This is a genomic window from Methylobacterium sp. HMF5984, assembly GCF_045033435.1.
In the GTDB taxonomy this organism is placed as follows: Bacteria; Pseudomonadota; Alphaproteobacteria; order Rhizobiales; family Beijerinckiaceae; genus Methylobacterium.
This window is the reverse complement of record NZ_JBJFLN010000001.1, coordinates 2021799-2038951: the sequence shown is the minus strand read 5'-3', so window position 1 is coordinate 2038951 and position 17153 is coordinate 2021799. Positions and strand designations below refer to the sequence as shown.

The 17153-nt window shown below is 72.4% G+C and carries 14 protein-coding genes; 1 reads left to right on the top strand and 13 read right to left on the bottom strand.

What is annotated here, in order from left to right; all coding sequences use genetic code 11:
* Positions 1–87: 87 nt before the first annotated feature.
* The 7 genes from ACFZ8E_RS09700 to ACFZ8E_RS09670 all read right to left on the bottom strand — a co-directional run bounded on the left by ACFZ8E_RS09700 (position 88) and on the right by ACFZ8E_RS09670 (position 6725).
* Positions 88–882, bottom strand: a complete 795-nt coding sequence (locus tag ACFZ8E_RS09700) for an ATP12 family chaperone protein (protein WP_405042684.1) — start codon at positions 880–882, stop codon at positions 88–90.
* Positions 883–923: 41 nt separating this feature from the next.
* The gene (locus tag ACFZ8E_RS09695) at positions 924–1583 is read right to left on the bottom strand and encodes an HAD-IA family hydrolase (protein ID WP_243949530.1); all 660 of its coding nucleotides are present in this window, start codon (positions 1581–1583) and stop codon (positions 924–926) included.
* 22 nt (positions 1584–1605) lie between these two features.
* Complete coding sequence (locus ACFZ8E_RS09690; protein WP_405042683.1) at positions 1606–1983, bottom strand: hypothetical protein; 378 nt, start codon at positions 1981–1983, stop codon at positions 1606–1608.
* A 166-nt stretch (positions 1984–2149) separates the two neighbouring features.
* Positions 2150–3685, bottom strand: a complete 1536-nt coding sequence (locus ACFZ8E_RS09685; RefSeq protein WP_405042682.1) for an RluA family pseudouridine synthase — start codon at positions 3683–3685, stop codon at positions 2150–2152.
* 70 nt (positions 3686–3755) lie between these two features.
* Positions 3756–5003, bottom strand: a complete 1248-nt coding sequence (locus ACFZ8E_RS09680) for an Hsp70 family protein (protein WP_405042681.1) — start codon at positions 5001–5003, stop codon at positions 3756–3758.
* A gap of 70 nt (positions 5004–5073) precedes the next feature.
* A complete protein-coding gene (locus ACFZ8E_RS09675; RefSeq protein ID WP_405042680.1) occupies positions 5074–5403 on the bottom strand; it encodes a GlpM family protein in 330 nt (109 codons plus the stop codon).
* Positions 5404–5411: 8 nt separating this feature from the next.
* Positions 5412–6725, bottom strand: a complete 1314-nt coding sequence (locus ACFZ8E_RS09670) for a replication-associated recombination protein A (protein ID WP_147728137.1) — start codon at positions 6723–6725, stop codon at positions 5412–5414.
* 254 nt (positions 6726–6979) lie between these two features.
* Between ACFZ8E_RS09670 and ACFZ8E_RS09665 the strand changes: the two genes are divergently transcribed.
* On the top strand, positions 6980–8557 hold the full coding sequence (locus ACFZ8E_RS09665; protein WP_147728138.1) for a bifunctional diguanylate cyclase/phosphodiesterase: 1578 nt from the start codon (positions 6980–6982) through the stop codon (positions 8555–8557).
* A gap of 30 nt (positions 8558–8587) precedes the next feature.
* Here ACFZ8E_RS09665 and ACFZ8E_RS09660 read toward each other — a convergent pair whose 3' ends face one another.
* From ACFZ8E_RS09660 to ACFZ8E_RS09635, 6 genes are all read right to left on the bottom strand, one after another.
* Complete coding sequence (locus ACFZ8E_RS09660) at positions 8588–10087, bottom strand: Do family serine endopeptidase (protein WP_243949537.1); 1500 nt, start codon at positions 10085–10087, stop codon at positions 8588–8590.
* Between the two features lie 147 nt (positions 10088–10234).
* On the bottom strand, positions 10235–11056 hold the full coding sequence (locus tag ACFZ8E_RS09655) for an alpha/beta fold hydrolase (RefSeq protein WP_405042679.1): 822 nt from the start codon (positions 11054–11056) through the stop codon (positions 10235–10237).
* A gap of 196 nt (positions 11057–11252) precedes the next feature.
* Positions 11253–11783, bottom strand: a complete 531-nt coding sequence (locus ACFZ8E_RS09650; protein WP_405044361.1) for a MucR family transcriptional regulator — start codon at positions 11781–11783, stop codon at positions 11253–11255.
* Between the two features lie 726 nt (positions 11784–12509).
* On the bottom strand, positions 12510–13679 hold the full coding sequence (locus tag ACFZ8E_RS09645; protein WP_405042678.1) for a polysaccharide biosynthesis/export family protein: 1170 nt from the start codon (positions 13677–13679) through the stop codon (positions 12510–12512).
* 215 nt (positions 13680–13894) lie between these two features.
* Positions 13895–15391, bottom strand: a complete 1497-nt coding sequence (locus tag ACFZ8E_RS09640) for an LTA synthase family protein (RefSeq protein WP_243948138.1) — start codon at positions 15389–15391, stop codon at positions 13895–13897.
* A 10-nt stretch (positions 15392–15401) separates the two neighbouring features.
* Positions 15402–16922 (bottom strand): capsular biosynthesis protein, encoded by a 1521-nt coding sequence (locus tag ACFZ8E_RS09635; RefSeq protein ID WP_405042677.1) that lies wholly within the window; start codon positions 16920–16922, stop codon positions 15402–15404.
* Positions 16923–17153 lie beyond the last annotated feature (231 nt).

The window sequence follows — 17153 nt, the reverse complement described above, 5'->3', positions numbered from 1 at the left end:
GGCGACAAGGCGAATTTTCCGGTGCGCGACCGCTCCGGCAAAGCCTGGCCCGCCACCTCGCCGGGCGCGCCAGCGCGACCACTTCGCTCAGCGCGCGAGCGCCGCCACCTCGGCCGCGGCCAGGAACTCGACCTTGCGTCCGGCGAGCCGGGTCGCGGCATCCTCGTCGGCGCCCCAGACGGCAGCCTGGTAGGTCTCGTCGACATGGGCCGCGTCCCAACCCTCCTCCGCGGTGAGGCGGCCGGCGAGCACTGCCAGCGCGATCAGCAGAGAGCCGCCCAAGGTCGTCAGGGTGTGGAAGGCGGCGAGCCGGAACGGGTCGTCGATCGCCGACACCGCCCGGCGCAGGGCCGCGACCGAATCCTCCGGCTGCGCGACGTGCATCACGCCCTCGCTCAGGATCAGCCGGGCGCCCAGCGCCTCGCGCGCCCACGCGACGATCGGGTCCCAGGCTTCGGCTTGCGCCGCGACCAGGCGCTCGGGCGAGCCGGCGCGATAGGCGACGAGGTCGGTGCCGGCGTAGAGCCACAGATCCTCGGCCACCGCCGCCATGCGCGGGGCGACGCCGTCGATCGCGGTGTTGATCAGCCGGGTAAACGGCATCCTGGCCGGATCGATGGTCTCGCCCTGCGCCGCCCACTCGGCGGCGAGGCGCTCGGCCAGCGCCCGCGTCGGCGCCGCCAGCGGGTTGCGCGCCGGCGTGTTGGCCGGGCGTCCGTCCAGCGTCAGGCGGAAGCCGCCCGCGCCCTCCGCGAACCCGGTCTCCTTGTAGAAGCGCTTCGGCAGCACCGGCTTGCCGTGGTCGCGCACCGCCCGCATCGGGTCGGGGCGCGGGGTGTCGGAGGGCTGGCCCAGCCAGTCTTGCGTGACGTCGTCGCTCATGGTTCGGAGATAGGCGATCGGGTGCGGTTTCGCGAGCCCGATCAGCCGCCGGACCCGTCCCGGAACAGGTCGCCGAGAGCCGAGGCCGTGTCCACGACAGTCACGGCGCCGGCGCCGAACAGGGCGCCGGCGGCATGATAGCCCCAGGCGACGCCGATGGCCGCGGCGCCCGCCGCCACCGCCATCGCCATGTCGTAGCTGGTGTCCCCGACCATCACGGTCGCCGACGGGCCGACGCCCGCCTCCGCCATCGCCTGGAGCAGCATCGCGGGATCGGGCTTCGAGGGTGCGTCGTCGGCGGTCTGGGTGGTGGCGAACCACCCTTCCCAGCCGTTGAAGGCGACGAGGTGGTCGACGCCGCGCCGCGACTTGCCGGTGGCGATGCCGAGCCGCACGTCGTCGCGGGCGTGCAGCCGCGCGATCAGCTCGCCCATGCCGGGAAACAGCGGCTCCTCGTAGTCCGGGTCGAGCCGGAGGGCGTTGAACGCACGCTTGTAGCTCTCGGACAGCTCGGCGACCGGGCCGTCGTCCCCGACGAGGCGCCGGAACGCCTGCGGCAGCGAGAGGCCGACCACGGAGAGCGATTCGGCGCGGCTCGGCGCCGGAAGCCCATTCTCGGCGAACGCCGTGCCCTGCGCGGCGACGATCAAATGCTGGCTGTCGACCAGGGTGCCGTCGACGTCGAAGACGACGAGCTTCACGTGCCGGGACGGCAGGGCCGCCTCACGGCCTGCGCTCCGCGGGAGCCGGCGCCGATGGCGTCGGCGGGGCCGACGCGGGCGCCGTCGCGGGAGCCGATGCGGCCGTCGGGGCCGCCTGCTGCTGCGCCGCCGACGGGGTGCGCGGCCGCTCGTAGCCGAGCTTGCACCGGATCAGGAATCGGCGCCGCCTGCCGCCGTGGAGCGCGCGCGCATGCGAGGCGCGGTTGCACGCGGCGTACGAACGCCGCCGCTTGTCGCCGCTGCGGGCGCTGGGCGGCCCCGCGCGGCCCAGCGACGGCTGCGCCTGCGCGCTCGGGGGCGCCGCGGGCGCGGCCGTCGCCAGCGTCTCGGGGCCGAGCAGGCCGAGGGCGGCGAGGCAGGCCAGCGTCGTGAGCTTCATGTCGATCAGGTCTCACCACGAGGGTCGATGTCGGCCGGGTGCCCAGGGCGGATGGCCGCCGGCCCAATGCACTTCGAGGATATGAGCCTCGTGGGGCGGTTGCCAACCCTCGCGGCCCGCGCGGTGCACGACGGCCGGGCGCCGCCGCGATCACGAACGCTTGGCCTCACGCCTCCGGCGCGTCGACGATCGGGTCGTAGCGCGCGGCATCGAAACCGAGCAGGTTCCAGCTCTGGGCCATGTGCGGCGGCAGCGGCGCGCTCACGTCGATCGGCTTGCCGGTGCGCGGATGCGGGATCACGATCCGGCGGGCGAGCAGGTGGAGCCGGTTCTGGATGCCGCCGGGCAGCGCCCAGTTCTCGACCGAGAAGTATTTCGGGTCGCCGACGATCGGATGCCCGATATGGGCGGCATGCGCCCGCAATTGGTGCGTCCGCCCGGTCACCGGCTTGAACGACAGCCACGACACCTTCTGCGCCGCCTGGTCGACGGTGGCGTAGTAGGTCAGCGCGTGGGTGGCGCCCTCCTCGCCGTGCTGGGCGATCCGCATGCGGGCGTCGGCATCGGTCGGCTCCTCCTTGACGAGGTAGGTCGAGACCCGGCCCTGCGGCGTGCGCGGCACGCCGGCGGTGAGCGCCCAGTAGATCTTCCGGGCCGCCCGCGAGCGGAAGCTCTTGGCGAGCGTCGCCGCCGCGACCCGGGTCTTGGCGACGATCAGGCAGCCGGCGGTGTCCTTGTCGAGGCGGTGGACGAGGCGCGGCTTCTGCCCGTCTGGGCCGGCCAGCGCCTCGAGCAGCCCGTCCACGTGCCGGACGGTGCCCGAACCGCCCTGGACCGCCAGGCCGAACGGTTTGTTCAGCACCATCATGTCCGCGTCCTCGTAGAGGATCAGCGAGCGGATGAACTCGGCGTCGTTCTGGTCCCGCACCGGGTTGCGCGGCCGGTCGGCGGGCTGGTCGAGCTTGAGCGGCGGCACCCGCACCGCCATGCCCGGCTCGAGCCGGTCGTTGGGCTTGGCGCGCTTGCCGTCGACCCGCAGCTCGCCCTTGCGGACGATGCTCTGGACCCGGGCGAAGGGCAGCTGCGGGAACCGCGCGGTGAGGAAGCGGTCGATCCGCATCCCGGCCTCGTCGGTCTCGACGGTCAGCGTCTGCACGCCGGACGCCAGCGTCGCCGAGGCCGCCGCGCGCTGCTGGCGCCGGGTCGGTCCCTCGGCGAGGGGCGCCGGCATCTCGTCGGCCGGCCGCGGACGGGTCGCCCGCGCGATCGCCGGCTTGGTACGGGACGCCTCGGCGCGGGTCTGCTCCGTCGAGGCGTGCTCCTCCGGCGCCGGGCGCCGCGGCGCGCGGGCAGGCCGGGGGGCCGGCTCGGCCCCCTCGACCTCGCCCCAGGGCGACCGTCCGGTCGCGTCGTCGCCGCGAAGCTGCGCGGCGCGCTGGGCCGCGTCCAGCGCCGAGCTGCGCGGACCGGTGCCGGCGCGCTCGGGCCGGCCGAATCGCGGCTTCCCGGGACCGCCGGCGCGGGGGCCGCGGCTCGCGCTCTTGCCGAAGGCGGCCTTTCCGGCCGCGGCTTTGCCGGCCGCGGACTTCGCGGCGGGCGGACGGCCGGAGCCCTTGCCGACGGTCTTGCCTGCGCCCTTGTCCGGGCCCCGGCCGGAGCCTTTCCCGGCCGAGCCGCCGCCGCGTGGTGGATTGCCTGTCATGCGAGGGCGTTAGCACCCGCCCGCGGCGGCGACAATTCGCCCTCGCCGCACGGCAGGCCGGCGTCGCGGCTCAGGCCGCCCGGCGGATCGCCTCGATGGTGAGACCGATGCCGACCGAGCCGAAGGTGTCGCCCTCGACGACGCGGGCGCCGGGCAGGCAGGACGTCAGACCTTGGCGGACATGCGGCAGGCCGGTGGAGCCGCCGGTGAGGAACAGCGAATCGATCCGGTCCGCGCGCAAGCCCGCCTGGGCGAGGCAGCGCCCAACCCGCTCGGAGATCCGCACCGCCAGCGGTTCGGTGTGGGACACGAGGGCCGTCCGGTCGACCGAGGCCGCCAGGCCCGGCTCGACCCAATCGAGATCGACCTCGGAGGCGCCGTCGTTCGAGGCGGCGATCTTGGCGCCCTCGACGGCGATGGCGAGCGAATGCCCGCGCTCCAGCTCGACCACCGTGCGCAGGCGCTCGACGAGGTCCGGACGCGCGCCGTCGCGGATGATCTCGGCGATCTCGCGCAGGGTCTTGGCGTTGTAGAGCCGGTTGATGCTCGACCACGTGGCGAGGTCGTGGAAATAGGCGTTCGGCACCGAGAGCTCGGGGCGCTTCATCGGGCTGCCGAGGCCGAGCAGCGGCATCACCGTGCCGAGGCTGAGGAAGCGGTCGAAGTCGGTGCCGCCGATGCGGACGCCGTCGTTGGCGAGGATGTCGTCGGCCCGCTCCGCCTTGGCATGCCGCTCGGGCGACAGCCGCACGATCGAGAAGTCCGAGGTGCCGCCGCCGATGTCGGCGATCAGCGCGATCTCCTCGCTGCGGACGCTCTGCTCGTGGTCGAGCGCCGCGGCGATCGGCTCGTACTGGAACGAGACGTGGCGGAAGCCGATGCTCTCGGCGATCTCGCGGAGGGTGTCCTCGGCCCGGCGGTCGCCCTCGGCGTCGCCGTCGACGAAGTGGACCGGGCGCCCGTGCACCACCGTGTCGAAGGTCTCGCCGGCCGCGGTCTCGGCTCGCGCCTTCACCGCGGCGAGGTAGCGCCCGATCACGTCGCGGAAGCGCACGCGCTCGCGCCCGACCGGGGTCGTCTCCACGATCAGGCCGGAGCCCAGCACCGACTTGAGGCTGCGCATCATCCGGCCCGGCGTGCCCTCGACATAGGCCTCGGTCGCCGCCCGGCCGATCACCGCCTCGCGGTTCGGCTCGAAGAAGATCGCGCTCGGGATGGTGACGTGGCGCCCCTCCAGCGGGACAAGGCGCGGACCCGGCGCGGCGCGGTGTCCGAGGGTCGTGTTCGACGTGCCGAAATCGAGGCCGCAGGCCGCCATCGGGTCTTTGTCTTTCGCGAAGGGTCGGGGGGCGGGTGCCCTACAGGCTGGCGGGCCCCCGGTCCAGCGTTCACAGCCAGCGCGGTGCGAGGAAGATCGCGAGCGCGGCCAGCAGCCATGCACAAAGCCCGCCGAGGAGGGCGACGCGATGGTCGCAGAACCCGCCGAGCCACCACGCCACGGCGAGGAAGACGAGGTAGGCGGGAATCGTGCGGACGCCCGCGAGGCAGGTCTCGCGGAAGGCGCCGGCCTCGCCCTTCGCCCCGACCGCGAGCAGCGCGATGATCGCGAAGGTCGGCGCCAGCGGCAGGATGCCGGGCAGGACGTTGCCGCGGCGCGAGGCCAGCACGATCGCCATCGTCACGAGGCCGCCGGCCACGCCTTTCAGGAGGACGTCCATGCCGGCGCTCATCCCTCCTCGCGCCGCGCTTTCCGAAGCTGCTCCCAGTGGGCGAGCCGGTCGCGGTAGCGGCTCTCCATGCCGCGGTCGGTCGGCGCGTAGAGGTGCTGGCGGCCAAGCCGTTCCGGCCAGTAATCCTGCCCCGAGAACGCCTCCGGCTCGTCGTGGTCGTAGCGGTAGCCCTCGCCGTAGCCGAGCCGTTTCATCAGCTTGGTCGAGCCGTTGAGGATGGTGCGCGGCGGCGGCAGCGAGCCGTGCTCCTTGGCGATGCGGGTCGCGGCCTTGTAGGCCTCGTAGGCGGCGTTCGATTTCGGGGCGCAGGCGAGGTAGATCACCGCCTGCGCCAGGGCGAGCTCGCCCTCGGGGCTGCCGAGGAAGTCGAACGCGTCCTTGGCGGCGGTGGTGATCACCAGCGCCTGCGGGTCGGCGAGCCCGATATCCTCCACCGCCATCCGCACCAGCCGGCGGGCGATGAACAGGCGGTCCTCGCCGCCGTCGAGCATGCGGCAGAGATAGTACAGGGCCGCGTCCGGGTCCGAGCCGCGCACCGTCTTGTGCAGCGCGCTGATCAGGTTGTAGTGGCCCTCCTGCGCCTTGTCGTAGATCGGCGCGCGGCGCTGGACGAGCGTCTGCAGCACCTCCGCGTCGAGGATCTCGTCGGGCTTGGCGGAGCGCCAGACCTCCTCGCACAGGGTCAGCGCCGCGCGCCCGTCGCCGTCGGCCATGCGCACGAGCACGCCGCGCGCCTCCTCGGTGAGCGGCAGCGCCTGGCCCGTCAGGTCCTCCGCCCGCGCGATCAGCTTGGCGATGGCGCCGTCGTCGAGCGCGCGGAACAGCAGGACGCGGGCGCGCGACAGCAGCGCTGCGTTGAGCTCGAAAGACGGGTTCTCGGTGGTCGCCCCCACGAGCGTCACCGTCCCGTCCTCCATCACCGGCAGGAAGGCGTCGAGCTGCGCCCGGTTGAAGCGGTGGATCTCGTCGACGAAGAGCAGCGTCCCCTGCCCCGTCGCCCGGCGCTTGCGCGCGGCCTCGAACACCTTGCGCAGGTCGGGCACGCCGGAGAAGATCGCCGAGATCTGCTCGAAATGCAGGTCGGTCTCGTGCGCGAGCAGGCGCGCCACCGTCGTCTTGCCGGTGCCGGGCGGTCCCCAGAACACCAGCGAGCCGAAGGTCCGCCCACGCAGCAACCGCGTCAGCGCGCCGTCCGGGCCGGTGAGGTGATCCTGGCCGACGACCTCGGCGAGCGTGCCGGGCCGGAGCCGGTCGGCGAGCGGGCGGGGCGCCGACGCATCGAGGCCGGCGGTTGCGAACAGGTCGGGCATGCCGGCATCAACACCCTGCGCCCCTCCCTCGGCAAGGGCCGCCGAACGTCGGGTCGGCCTGATTCGAGCGGCCGGGATCGGCGCCGACGCGGGCGCGTGTGCCCGACGAAGGGCGAAAGGCTCCATTTACCCCCGCGACCGAAGTCTTCGTCCGGCGTCCGCCAAACGAGCCGCGCCGCCTGCCGCCGCCAGGACGCGTGAGACTCCCTTAAGCTCGCCCGTGCTCAGGGTGAGACCGATCGGGGGGACGGTTCATGATCGGAAAACGCGGCAGCTGGGGCGAAGGAGAGCTTTACGAGGTTCTCTGCTTGCTGATGATCGGTGCGTGTTTATGGGTCATCGGAATTCAATTTGAGGTTTTCTCCTGGCTCAATGCTTTCGTCCAGGCGCACCAGCTCTCCAACGAGTTCATGCTCGTGGCGCTGATGGGGATGGCGGTGTTCGTCGCCAGCCTGCGGAAGTCCCTGCTGCTGCGGGTGGCGATGCGCGAGCGCGACATCACCGCCGCCGAGGCCGAGGCGGTGGCACGCCACGACGTCCTGACCGGGCTCGCCAACCGCCGCCTGTTCCTGGAGACGCTGGAGCGCCGCAGGGCGGCCGCGACCCTGGTCCCGACCCAGGCGGTGCTCCTGGTCGACCTCGACCGCTTCAAGCCGGTCAACGACATCTACGGGCACGCGGCCGGCAACGCCGTGCTGTGCGCCGTCGCCGAGCGCCTGTCCGCCCTGACGCCCGACGCCGGCCTCGCGGCCCGGCTCGGCGGCGACGAGTTCGCCCTGCTCGTGCCGCTCGACGGCGGCAGCGACGGCCTGACCCGGCTCGCGCAAGGGTTGATCGCGGCGATCGCGGCGCCGATCCAGTGGCAGGGCAACGAGCTGAAGGTCGGCGCGACCATCGGCATCGCCCTGATCTCGGCCGACCAGGCGGATGCCGACGTGGTTCTGCATGCCGCCGACCTCGCGATGTACCAGGGCAAGAAGGACGGCCGCGGCGTGTTCCGCGTGTTCAAGAGCGCGATGGACATCGAGCTCAAGGCGCGGGCCCAGCTCGAGAGCGAGCTTCGCGAGGCGATCGCGAGCGGCGCGATCGAGCCGTACTACCAGCCGGTGGTGACGCTGCCGGAGAAGACGCTGGTCGGCGTCGAGGTGCTGGCCCGCTGGCGGCACCCGGTCCGCGGGCTGCTCGCGCCGGCCTGCTTCATCGGGATCGCGGAGGAGACCGGCCTCATCGCCGAGCTCAGTATGAAGCTCCTGCGCCAGGCCTGCCTCGACGCCCGGGACTGGCCGCCCCATTTCCAGCTTGCGGTCAACATCGCGCCGCAGCAGTTCCAGGACCGCTGGCTGTGCGAGCGCATCCTCGCGATCCTGACCGAGACCGGCTTCTCCCCGAGCCGCCTTGAGGTCGAGATCACCGAGACGGCCCTGGTGCAGGACCTGGAGGCGGCCCGCACGACCCTGACCTCGCTGCAGAACCTCGGCGTGCGCATCGCCCTCGACGACTTCGGGACCGGCTATTCCAGCCTTTACCACCTGCGCGAGCTCAAGTTCGACAAGCTGAAGATCGACCGCACCTACGTCGACACCATCACCATGAGCGCCGAGCGGGCCAAGCTCGTCGACGCGATCATCAAGCTCGGCGCCAGCCTCGGGCTGGTCACCACCGCCGAGGGGATCGAGACCGATGCCAGCGTCGACTGGCTTTCCGACCAGGGCTGCGACTACGGCCAGGGCTACCTGTTCGGCGCCCCGATGCCGAAGGACGCGATCACCGCGCTGATCGGCAAGCCGCTCGAGGAGATCCAGGCCACCGCCATCGCGTTCCAGGCGGCCTGAGGCCGGGATCGCGTCCGGGCCGGTCTGGCCTCAGCCGCCGAACATCGAGGTCAGCACCTCGCCGTTGCGGTTGATCGCGATCTCCCAGGCGCTCTGCACGGTGCGGGTGGCGCGCTCGACGTCCTTCGTCGTCGAGACCGGCTGCCCGTTGATCGAGACCAGCATGTCGCCCTTCTGCAGGCCGGCGCGCGCCGCGATCGAATTCTCGTCGACCGCCTGCACCGCGACCCCGTCGACGGGGAAGTCCGTCAGCATCTCCTCGGCGACGGCCGGCGAGGTGTTGATCAGCGTGGCGCCGAAGAACGGCGAGCGCGTGCGGACCTTCAGCACGTCGCGCGGCCGCGTCTCGGGCGCCGGCGTCAGCTTGACCGGGAGCGTGCTGCGGCTGGTGCCGCGCAGGATGCCGAACTTGGTCTGGCCGGTGATGCCCTTGAGCGCGAAGCGGTAGCCGAAGGCTTCCGGGTCGTCGACGCTCAAGCCGTCGACCGTCAGGATCAGGTCGCCGCGCTTCAGCCCCGCCTCGTCCGCTGGGCTCTTGGCCTGCAGGCTCGCCACCAGCACGCCGGTCGGATGGTCGAGGCCCATGCTCTCGGCGATGTCCGGCGTCACGCTCTGCACCCGCGCGCCGAGCCAGGGCCGCCGCACGGTGGTGGCGCCGTTCTTGGCGGTCTCGACCACCGCCTTGACCATGCTGGCGGGGATCGCGAAGCCGATGCCGTGGCTGCCGCCCGACTGCGAGTAGATCGCGGTGTTGATCCCCATCAATTGCCCGCGCAGGTCGACCAGCGCCCCGCCGGAATTGCCCGGATTGATCGCGGCGTCGGTCTGGATGAAGAACTGGTAGTCCGACGAGCCGACCTGGGTGCGCGCCAGCGCCGAGACGATGCCCTGCGTCACCGTCTGGCCGACGCCGAACGGGTTGCCGATCGCCATCACGAAGTCGCCGACCTCCAGGCTCTCCGAGTCGCCGAACGGCATCGGGATCAGCCCGCCGGTCGGGTTGGTGATCCGCACCACGGCGAGATCCGTGCGCGGGTCGCGCAGCACGATCGTTGCCTCGAACTCGCGCCGGTCGGCCAGCGAGACGCGGACCTCGTTCATGTTGTCGATGACATGATTGTTGGTGATGATCAGCCCCGACGCGTCGACGATGACGCCGGAGCCGAGGGATTTCTGCGCCCGCTCGCCCGGGGCGCCGCCCTGCCCGCGGCCGCCCTCCGCGCCGAAGAACCGGCGCATGAACTCGTCCATGGCACTGGTGCGGGCGTTGGGCCGCTTGTCGATGTGCGAGGCGTAGACGTTCACCACCGAGGGCGCCGCCCGCTTCACCACGGGGGCGAAGGAGAGCTGCACCTCGCCCTTGCCCGTCGGCGCCGCCTTCTCGGGCATCGCCGACTTCAGCGGCGGCGCATCCGGGGTCTTCATGTCCGGTGTCTTGACGTCCGGTGTCTTGGCCATCTGCGCGGCGGCGGGGCCGGCGGACAGCATCAGCGCGGCGACCAGGACGATCGGGGTGGACGGGCGAGGCATGCAGGGCTCCGGGCGCTCGGGGTCGTCGGGGCGCCGGGCCGCCCGCGGCGGCGCGGGCCGGCCCGGACCGACGGGCGTTTGCGGCCTGTCTATCGCGGCCGAATGCGGCGCGCGAGAGCCCGATCCCGGGCTCGCGCACGCACGCGTTCAGCCCTTCAAGAACGCCAGCAGGTCGGCGTTCAACCGTTCGGCATGGGTGAACGGCACCGCGTGCGGGGCGCCCTCGTAGACGACGAACGCCGCACCGGGGATCGCGGCGGCGGCCGCCTTTCCCGATACCGCGATCGGCACGGTCTGGTCGTCGTCGCCGTGGATCACCAGCGTCGGCACCGTGAAATGCGCCATGTCGGCCCGGAAGTCGGTGGTGCCGAAGGCGCTCACGCAAGCGGTCGTCGCCTTAGGCGAGGCCAGCATCGCCAGGTTGCCGGCCCAGGTCATCGTCTCCGTCGAGACCGGCGAGTGGAAGACGCCGGCGCCGAAGAAGGTCTTGGCGAAGTTCGCCAGGAAGGCCGGACGGTCCTTCACGAGGCCGTCGATCATGCCCTGAAAGAGGCTGCCGTCGACGCCGTCGGGATTGTTGCCGGTCTTGAGGAGGTAGGGCGTCACCGCGGAGACCAGCACCGCCTTCGCGACGCGCGCGCCGCCGTGCCGGGACATGTAGCGGGCGATCTCGCCGCCGCCCATCGAGAAGCCGACCAGGGCGGCGTCGCGGAGGTCGAGGTGGTCGAGCACCGCCTTCAGGTCGTCGGCGAAGGTGTCGTAATCGTAGCCGGTCCAGGGCTGGTCCGACCGGCCGAAGCCGCGGCGGTCGTAGGCGACGACCCGGTAGCCCGCCTCGGCGAGCACCGGCATCTGATGTTCCCACATGTCGGCGTCGAGCGGCCAGCCGTGGATCAGCACCACCGGCCGGCCGGTGCCCCAATCCTTGTAGTAGAGCCGTGTGCCGTCCCTTGTCTCGATGAAGGCCATGTCTCGCTCCTGCTCGGATGGTCTTCCGCGGCGACCGCCCGGCCGGCGCGCAAGCCTGTCGCCGAAAGCAAGCCGACGACGCGCCGAACGTTCCGAGGCCGCGTAGAATGCAGAAAGGCCGGAGGGGACATCCCGCCTCCGGCCTTCCGCATCGCAGGTCTCGTGTCGTCGCGTCCCGGGTCGCCGAGGCGGGTCCTCAGGCGTCCTTCTTCTTCCGGGGCGCGCGGGTCTTCTTGGCGGGCGCCTCGGATTCGGCGGCGGGCGCCTCCTCCTCGGTGACCACCGGCTCGGACGGGGCGGCCTTCGCCACGTTCTTGCGGCGCTGCTGGCCGAGGCCGAGGGCGCGGGCCAGCTCGGAGCGCTGCTCGGAATAGCTCTGCGACGTCATCGGATAGTCGGGCGCCAGGCCCCACTTCGCGCGATACTGCTCGGGCGAGAGGCCGCGCAGGGTCAGGTGCCGGCGCAGGGTCTTGTACTGCTTCCCGTCCTCGAAGCTGATCAGGTAATCCGCCGTGACCGAGCGACGGATTTCCTGCGCGGTCGCCTTCTGCGGCCCGACCTCGGCGACCGGGCCATTTGCACCAGACACGCCGACGATCGCCTCGTGCACATCGCTCAGAAGCTTCGGCAGTTCGGCGCTCTGGACGTGATTGTTGCTGACATAGGCGGAGACGATGTCCGCGGCCAACGTGATGAAGCGGGCCTTGTCGATGTCTGGTTCACTCATGATCTTCGTACCGTCATTCTGACTTCGGGTGATAGTTCGAACCGTAAGCTCAGTTTCGGCACCCGGCAAGATTATTTCGGGGTTTTTGACCGAATCCTGAGGAATTCCGGCCTGATCGGCGGTACTCCGGCGCAACGCGCAGATCAAGAACGTCAGCGATGCGGACAAACGTTCGGAAATGTCGGCCGATTCGAACTAAATTGTGCGCAATTCTCCCGCGCGGTCGCACCAATCCATGGTTGTTGGGAAAAAATCCTGATGCCGATCCTGCGGCGATCGCGCGCCGCAACACCTTGCTCGGCGTATCGGTCAGGTGGTTCTAGTACCGATGGACTAGCCGTTTTTCGCTGCTAGGGCGCTGCGCGGTGCGCGGCGCAGCGATCGACCGACGGGCGAAAGCCCGGATGGGCCGTTCCCGGCGAAGGGCAGGTGATTCGCGTTGCGCGATCACCGCGGCGGTCGATCCGCCAAGGGCGGTCGACGGCACGCCGAGGCGCGCTCGGGCGCCGACCGGCATGATCCGAGGTTCGCGCGTCGAATCGACGAGGATGCCACGCGAGAACGCCGGTGGCCGACGCGACCGTCCTGCGGCGGTTGCCGCGCCGGATCCGACCTCGACGTCGAACCCGACGGGCGTGCCCCTCCCGCCCGGGCTCGCCGTCGGCGCCGCGGCACGACGGGATTGTCCCGGAACCGCGTCCGGGGGCGTTGCGAGCCGGTCGTCGCCTACCGTGAGTAGGCGTAGACGGAGGCTGCGGATGCGACGGGGCCTGCGACGGTGGAGAAGACGCTGACGACCTTGGAGACTTCGGTGAAGGGGGCGTTGGAGACGTAGACGAGGTCGCGGTTTCGCATGCGGAAGGCCTGGGAGGTGAACAGGCTGTTGGGGTCGCGCATGTCGATGCGGTAGACCACCGGGACCACGGGGGTGGTCAGGAGCGGCGAGGCCGGGTTGAGGCGGCGGACGACGGCGGCCGGCTCGAAGCGGAACACGAAGGTGCCGGCCGGGTCGGCCTGGAAGTCGGACAGGCCGCGGGCCTTGGCCAAGGCCTGGGCAAGCGTGATGCCCTCGGCCGAGAACGGCAGCTCGGTGGCGTTGCCGAGCGCGCCGACCGCCAGGAAGGTCTGGGGGTCGCGCACCAGGGTGAGCACGTCGTTGGGGCGCAGGTAGATGTTCTCGCGCGGGTTGGCCACCAGGGTCGTCATCGGCACGGTGGTGGTGCGGTCCCCGCGCGAGAGGCGCACGAAGGTCTCGGAGACGGGCGAGCGCACGCCGCCGGCGGAGGCCACGACGTCGAGGAGGCGGTCGCCGCCGGTCGACAGCGGCAGGCGGGCGCCGGCCACCGCCTCGCCGGTGACGGTGACGGCCTGGGAGATCGGCTTGGTGACCGAGACCAGCACCTGCGGCTGGATCGCCTTGCCGGCGAGCTCGTTCTCGATCAGCGTCTGGACGTCCTGGGTGCGGCGTCCGGCGACGTGGATGCGCCCGGCATACGGCACCGAGATCGCGCCGTCGCGGCCGACGGCCTGCTCGGGGATCAGCGCCGACTTCGAGCCGGCGGAGAAGCGGTCGGCGACGAGCGGGCCGGAGAACAGGCCGCCCGACCCGGCCTCCCAGACCGAGACCGAGACGTAGTCGCCCACGCCGATCACCGGCTCGATCGAGGGGCGCTTGTCGCCGAAGGAGGCCAGCAGGCTGTCGAGCGGGCGCCCGCGCAGGGCCTCGATCACCGCCGGGGTCACGTCCACCAGCTCGTAGCGCGCCAGCAGCCCCTCCGGCGTCGACAGCTCCGCCCCCGCCTCCACGGCACGCGCCGTCGGACCCGAAGCCGGGAGAACCGAGCAGCCGCCGACGAGGCAGGCCGTCAGCGCGAACAGCGCCGTGAAACGAACCATCTTCGAACTCCCGGAGCCGTGCCCGTCTCCGTGAGACCGGCACGCAACGCCCGTATGACCCTGTCGTCTTCGTCGCGAGCCCGCGCCACCGAGGTCCGTGCCGAAGTGTCGGCGGACGACGCGCGCATGGCTGGAGCCTCGACGTTGCGCGCCAAAGCCTGCGATCGCTTTAACGACGGCTCGAGCACGCGCGCCGGACATCGCCCGGCATTGCGTCACGACCGTGGCACGGCCACGCTTGGCCCATCCGCCGACGTCGCGGCCCGGCCGATTGCGGCTCGCAGCCGGCGCCCGAGATCGTCGGCGGTGCGGTCGACCCGACGCGGCGCGGCCGGGTCGGCGTGGCCGAACCGGAACAGCGCGTAGTCGGTGGCGGTGCCGCCGAAGCCGGGCCGGCAGGTCGGCAGGGCGGGCGCGTGGTCGCCGTAGATGCAGAGCGTCGCGTTCAGGCCCGCGAGCGCGGCCACGAGGTCCTCGACCATGCGCCCGGCGGCGGCGACGTGGTGGAGGTACTGGGCGACCGGGTCGTCGATCCCCGGCAGGCGTCCCGGCTTCCAGGGGCCGTGGTTCTCCATGGTGACGCCGAACAGGAACAGCGGCCCGCGCCGTGCCGCGACCTCGGCGCGCACGCGCTCACCGAAAGCCGCATCGCCGACATAGGGTCCAACGCGGGGCGCGTCGCCGAACGCCTCCTCCATCACGAGGGTGTCGAAGCCGAACGCCTCCATGACGCGGGCGCGCCGGAAGAAGTCGCGATGGAACGGGTGGACGAAGGTGGTCGCGTAGCCGTTCCGCCGGGCCGTCCGGGCGAGGCTGTCCGGCTCGTTCCCGCCCGAGGCGAGATAGGGGTCGAACACGCCGAAGCCGAGATCGCGCGCGCCGCGCCCGGTGAGCACGGCGTGCTCGGTCCGCATGGTGTAGGCGCCGTGCGCCGGCACCCGCAGGCGGCCGTGCTCGCTGGCGCGCGCCCGGATCAGGTCCATCAGCGGCAGGTGCGGTCCGCCGAGCCGTTCGGGGTCGAGGAAGGATTCGAGCTGGATCACCACCACGACGTCGTCGCCCGGCGGCTGCGCGATCGCGGGCGCTGCGACGGCCGCGGGGCCGCCGCGCTCGCTCCGCCACCGCAGCGCGTAGGCGATCAGGTAGGCGGGCAGGCCGTAGCGGGCGAGGTCGGCTTCGAGCTCCGGCTGCGGGAACCGCCGGGCGACCCGGCCGGCGAACGGCCCGCGATCGGCGGCGACGAGCAGGGCGGCGAGGCCGAGCGGCAGGCCCAGGACGGCGGCCAGGGCCCCGCCGGCGGAGGCGGGCAGCAGGCTCGGCTCGATCCGGTACCACAGCGCGATGCCGGCCAGCCCGAGCAGGAGCGGCACGGCGATCCGCGGGCTGGTGACCGGCGGCACGTAGTAGAGCTGCGGATGGCGCGGCACCTGCGGCAGCAGCGCGAAGTCGCTGAACACCAGCGGCTCGCCGATCACCGCGCGTTTCAGGTGGCTGACGAGGTGGAGGATCGCGACGGTGAGCACGCAGCTCGACGCCGCGAGCCACGGGCGCCACGAGAACACGAACCAGAACAGCAGGATCAGCCCGTAGGCACCGAGCCGGATGGCGAGGTCGCCGGGCCTGCGGCTCGCGCGCCCCGGCACGTCGCCGAAGCGGAACTCGATCGCGAGGCAGAGGACGAAGGCGACCACCGTCGCGAGGAGGAAGGACATCGTGCTCGGCTCAACCTTGCCCGGGCTTCCGGGTGACGGGCTTGTCGCCGGACGCGACGCCGCGCCGGGCGCGCAGGGCCCGCACGATCGGGTTCAGCAGGCGGTAGCGCGCCCGCATGCCGAAGCCGGCGAGCCGGCCGAGCGCGAGGGCGCTCGGGGGCGCCGCGGCGCGGGCGGCGCTGAGGCGGTCGAGCAGCTGCTCGGGGCCGCACGGCTTCATCGCCACCGGATCGAGGTAGCGCGGATACAGGATCAGCGCGCCGGCGACGAGCTCGTCGAGGGCGAGCGTCCGGCCGCGGTCGGCGCCGGGCGCGAGATCCTCGGTGAGGCCCCAGCCGGCATAGAACGGCCGCCCGTGCGTCGCGACGCTCAGGCCCCGGATCAGCGCCTCGAAGCCGGCGAGCGAGGTCATCGTCTCGACGTGGTGCACCCGGTCGAGCAGGTCGACGATGCTCAGGCCCGAGACGATCCGGTCGGCGAGCCCCAGGGCCTCGGCTTCGGGGATCGCGCCGGGGCGGAACCCGGCCTCCACGTCGGGATGCGGCTTGTAGAGCAGGAAGGCGTCCCGGTTGCGCGCCCGCGCCGCCTGCAGCAGCGCCCGGTTCGAGCGCACGTTCGGCGATCCGTAGCGGACCGAGGCGTCGTCCTCGACCTGGCCCGGCACCAGCACGATCCGCCGGTCCGCCGGCCACGCGCCCGCGGCGACCGTGAGGCCGACATTGTACTTGCTCAGGCGCCGCGCGACGATCGTCTCGCGCAAGGACTTCGCCCGGGCGACCAGGGCGTCGGAAAATTCGGCTTCGGCCAGGATCCGCGAGAGACGGCTCTCGCGCCGCGGATCGTAGTAGATGCCGCGATCGTCGACCACGATCGAGGCGCCGGGCTGCAGGCTCGCCCCGAGGCCGACCGAGCGCAGGAAGCCGTCCTCGACCCGCGCCAGCGGCAGGCCGGCCTCCGCGCAGGCCGCCTCCAGGGCCTCCGGCGCGCGCGTCGCCCAGGCGAGCACCTGCCCGTCGTGGCGCTTCGCGGCGGCGACCGCGTCGGCGACGGTCATGGTGTGGATCGGCGTGCCCTTCGGGCCGACGGCGAAGGCGTCGAGCGCCGGCCGCTTCCAGCGCGAGATGCCCACGTAGACGACGCGCCGCGCGTTCTCGGAAAACCGCGCCCGGAGCCAGGCGACGCGCTCGGCGCAGGCCGCGCGGTCGATCGGCGCCCGCGTCCAGGGGTCGAAATGGTGCAGGCCCGGCGTCTCGCGCCCTCCGACCGGCTCGCCGGCCAAGGTCAGGATCAGGCTCGAGAACCCGGTCTCGGCGCTGTCATAAGGGCTGAGCAGCGGCCCGGGCGCCACGACGAGCGGGGGACGGCCGGCGAGCCGCAGCAGCCGGGCGGCCGGCCCGTCGCGCCAGACGACGGCGCGGCCGCGAAGGCCGGGCGCGCCGAAGCGGCTGCCGGTGGCGGCCTCGATCTCGGCGCGCAGCAGCCGGATCGTGCGGCCGACGGGAAACAGCGTGTCGGGAAGGATCGGGCGCATCACCATTTCGGTCGAGGGCTCCGGGCCGGGCGGGTCACGCGGCGGCGCCCGGCATCGCCTGCCGGGATCCCGCGACCCATCGTGAGGGCCGAGCGACGGGTCGCGCCGGCCTCGACGCGTTCCTGCCCGGACCCGCGGGCTTTAGCCCAATTCATCCGCGGCAGGCGAATGCTTCCTGGGGCGGGCGGATGAGCGGGACATGAACGGACACCCCCCGGACATATCGCCGCC

Excerpts from the sequence above, each read along its gene's own strand:
- ACFZ8E_RS09655 (WP_405042679.1), bottom strand. The coding sequence starts at position 11,056 with ATGGCCTTCATCGAGACAAGGGACGGCACACGGCTCTACTACAAGGAT.
- ACFZ8E_RS09635 (WP_405042677.1), bottom strand. The coding sequence starts at position 16,922 with ATGCGCCCGATCCTTCCCGACACGCTGTTTCCCGTCGGCCGCACGATC.
- ACFZ8E_RS09680 (WP_405042681.1), bottom strand. The coding sequence starts at position 5,003 with ATGGCGGCCTGCGGCCTCGATTTCGGCACGTCGAACACGACCCTCGGA.
- ACFZ8E_RS09640 (WP_243948138.1), bottom strand. The coding sequence starts at position 15,391 with ATGTCCTTCCTCCTCGCGACGGTGGTCGCCTTCGTCCTCTGCCTCGCG.
- ACFZ8E_RS09665 (WP_147728138.1), top strand. The coding sequence starts at position 6,980 with ATGATCGGAAAACGCGGCAGCTGGGGCGAAGGAGAGCTTTACGAGGTT.
- ACFZ8E_RS09645 (WP_405042678.1), bottom strand. The coding sequence starts at position 13,679 with ATGGTTCGTTTCACGGCGCTGTTCGCGCTGACGGCCTGCCTCGTCGGC.
- ACFZ8E_RS09675 (WP_405042680.1), bottom strand. The coding sequence starts at position 5,403 with ATGGACGTCCTCCTGAAAGGCGTGGCCGGCGGCCTCGTGACGATGGCG.
- ACFZ8E_RS09660 (WP_243949537.1), bottom strand. The coding sequence starts at position 10,087 with ATGCCTCGCCCGTCCACCCCGATCGTCCTGGTCGCCGCGCTGATGCTG.
- ACFZ8E_RS09650 (WP_405044361.1), bottom strand. The coding sequence starts at position 11,783 with ATGAGTGAACCAGACATCGACAAGGCCCGCTTCATCACGTTGGCCGCG.
- ACFZ8E_RS09685 (WP_405042682.1), bottom strand. The coding sequence starts at position 3,685 with ATGACAGGCAATCCACCACGCGGCGGCGGCTCGGCCGGGAAAGGCTCC.
- ACFZ8E_RS09670 (WP_147728137.1), bottom strand. The coding sequence starts at position 6,725 with ATGCCCGACCTGTTCGCAACCGCCGGCCTCGATGCGTCGGCGCCCCGC.
- ACFZ8E_RS09700 (WP_405042684.1), bottom strand. The coding sequence starts at position 882 with ATGAGCGACGACGTCACGCAAGACTGGCTGGGCCAGCCCTCCGACACC.
- ACFZ8E_RS09690 (WP_405042683.1), bottom strand. The coding sequence starts at position 1,983 with ATGAAGCTCACGACGCTGGCCTGCCTCGCCGCCCTCGGCCTGCTCGGC.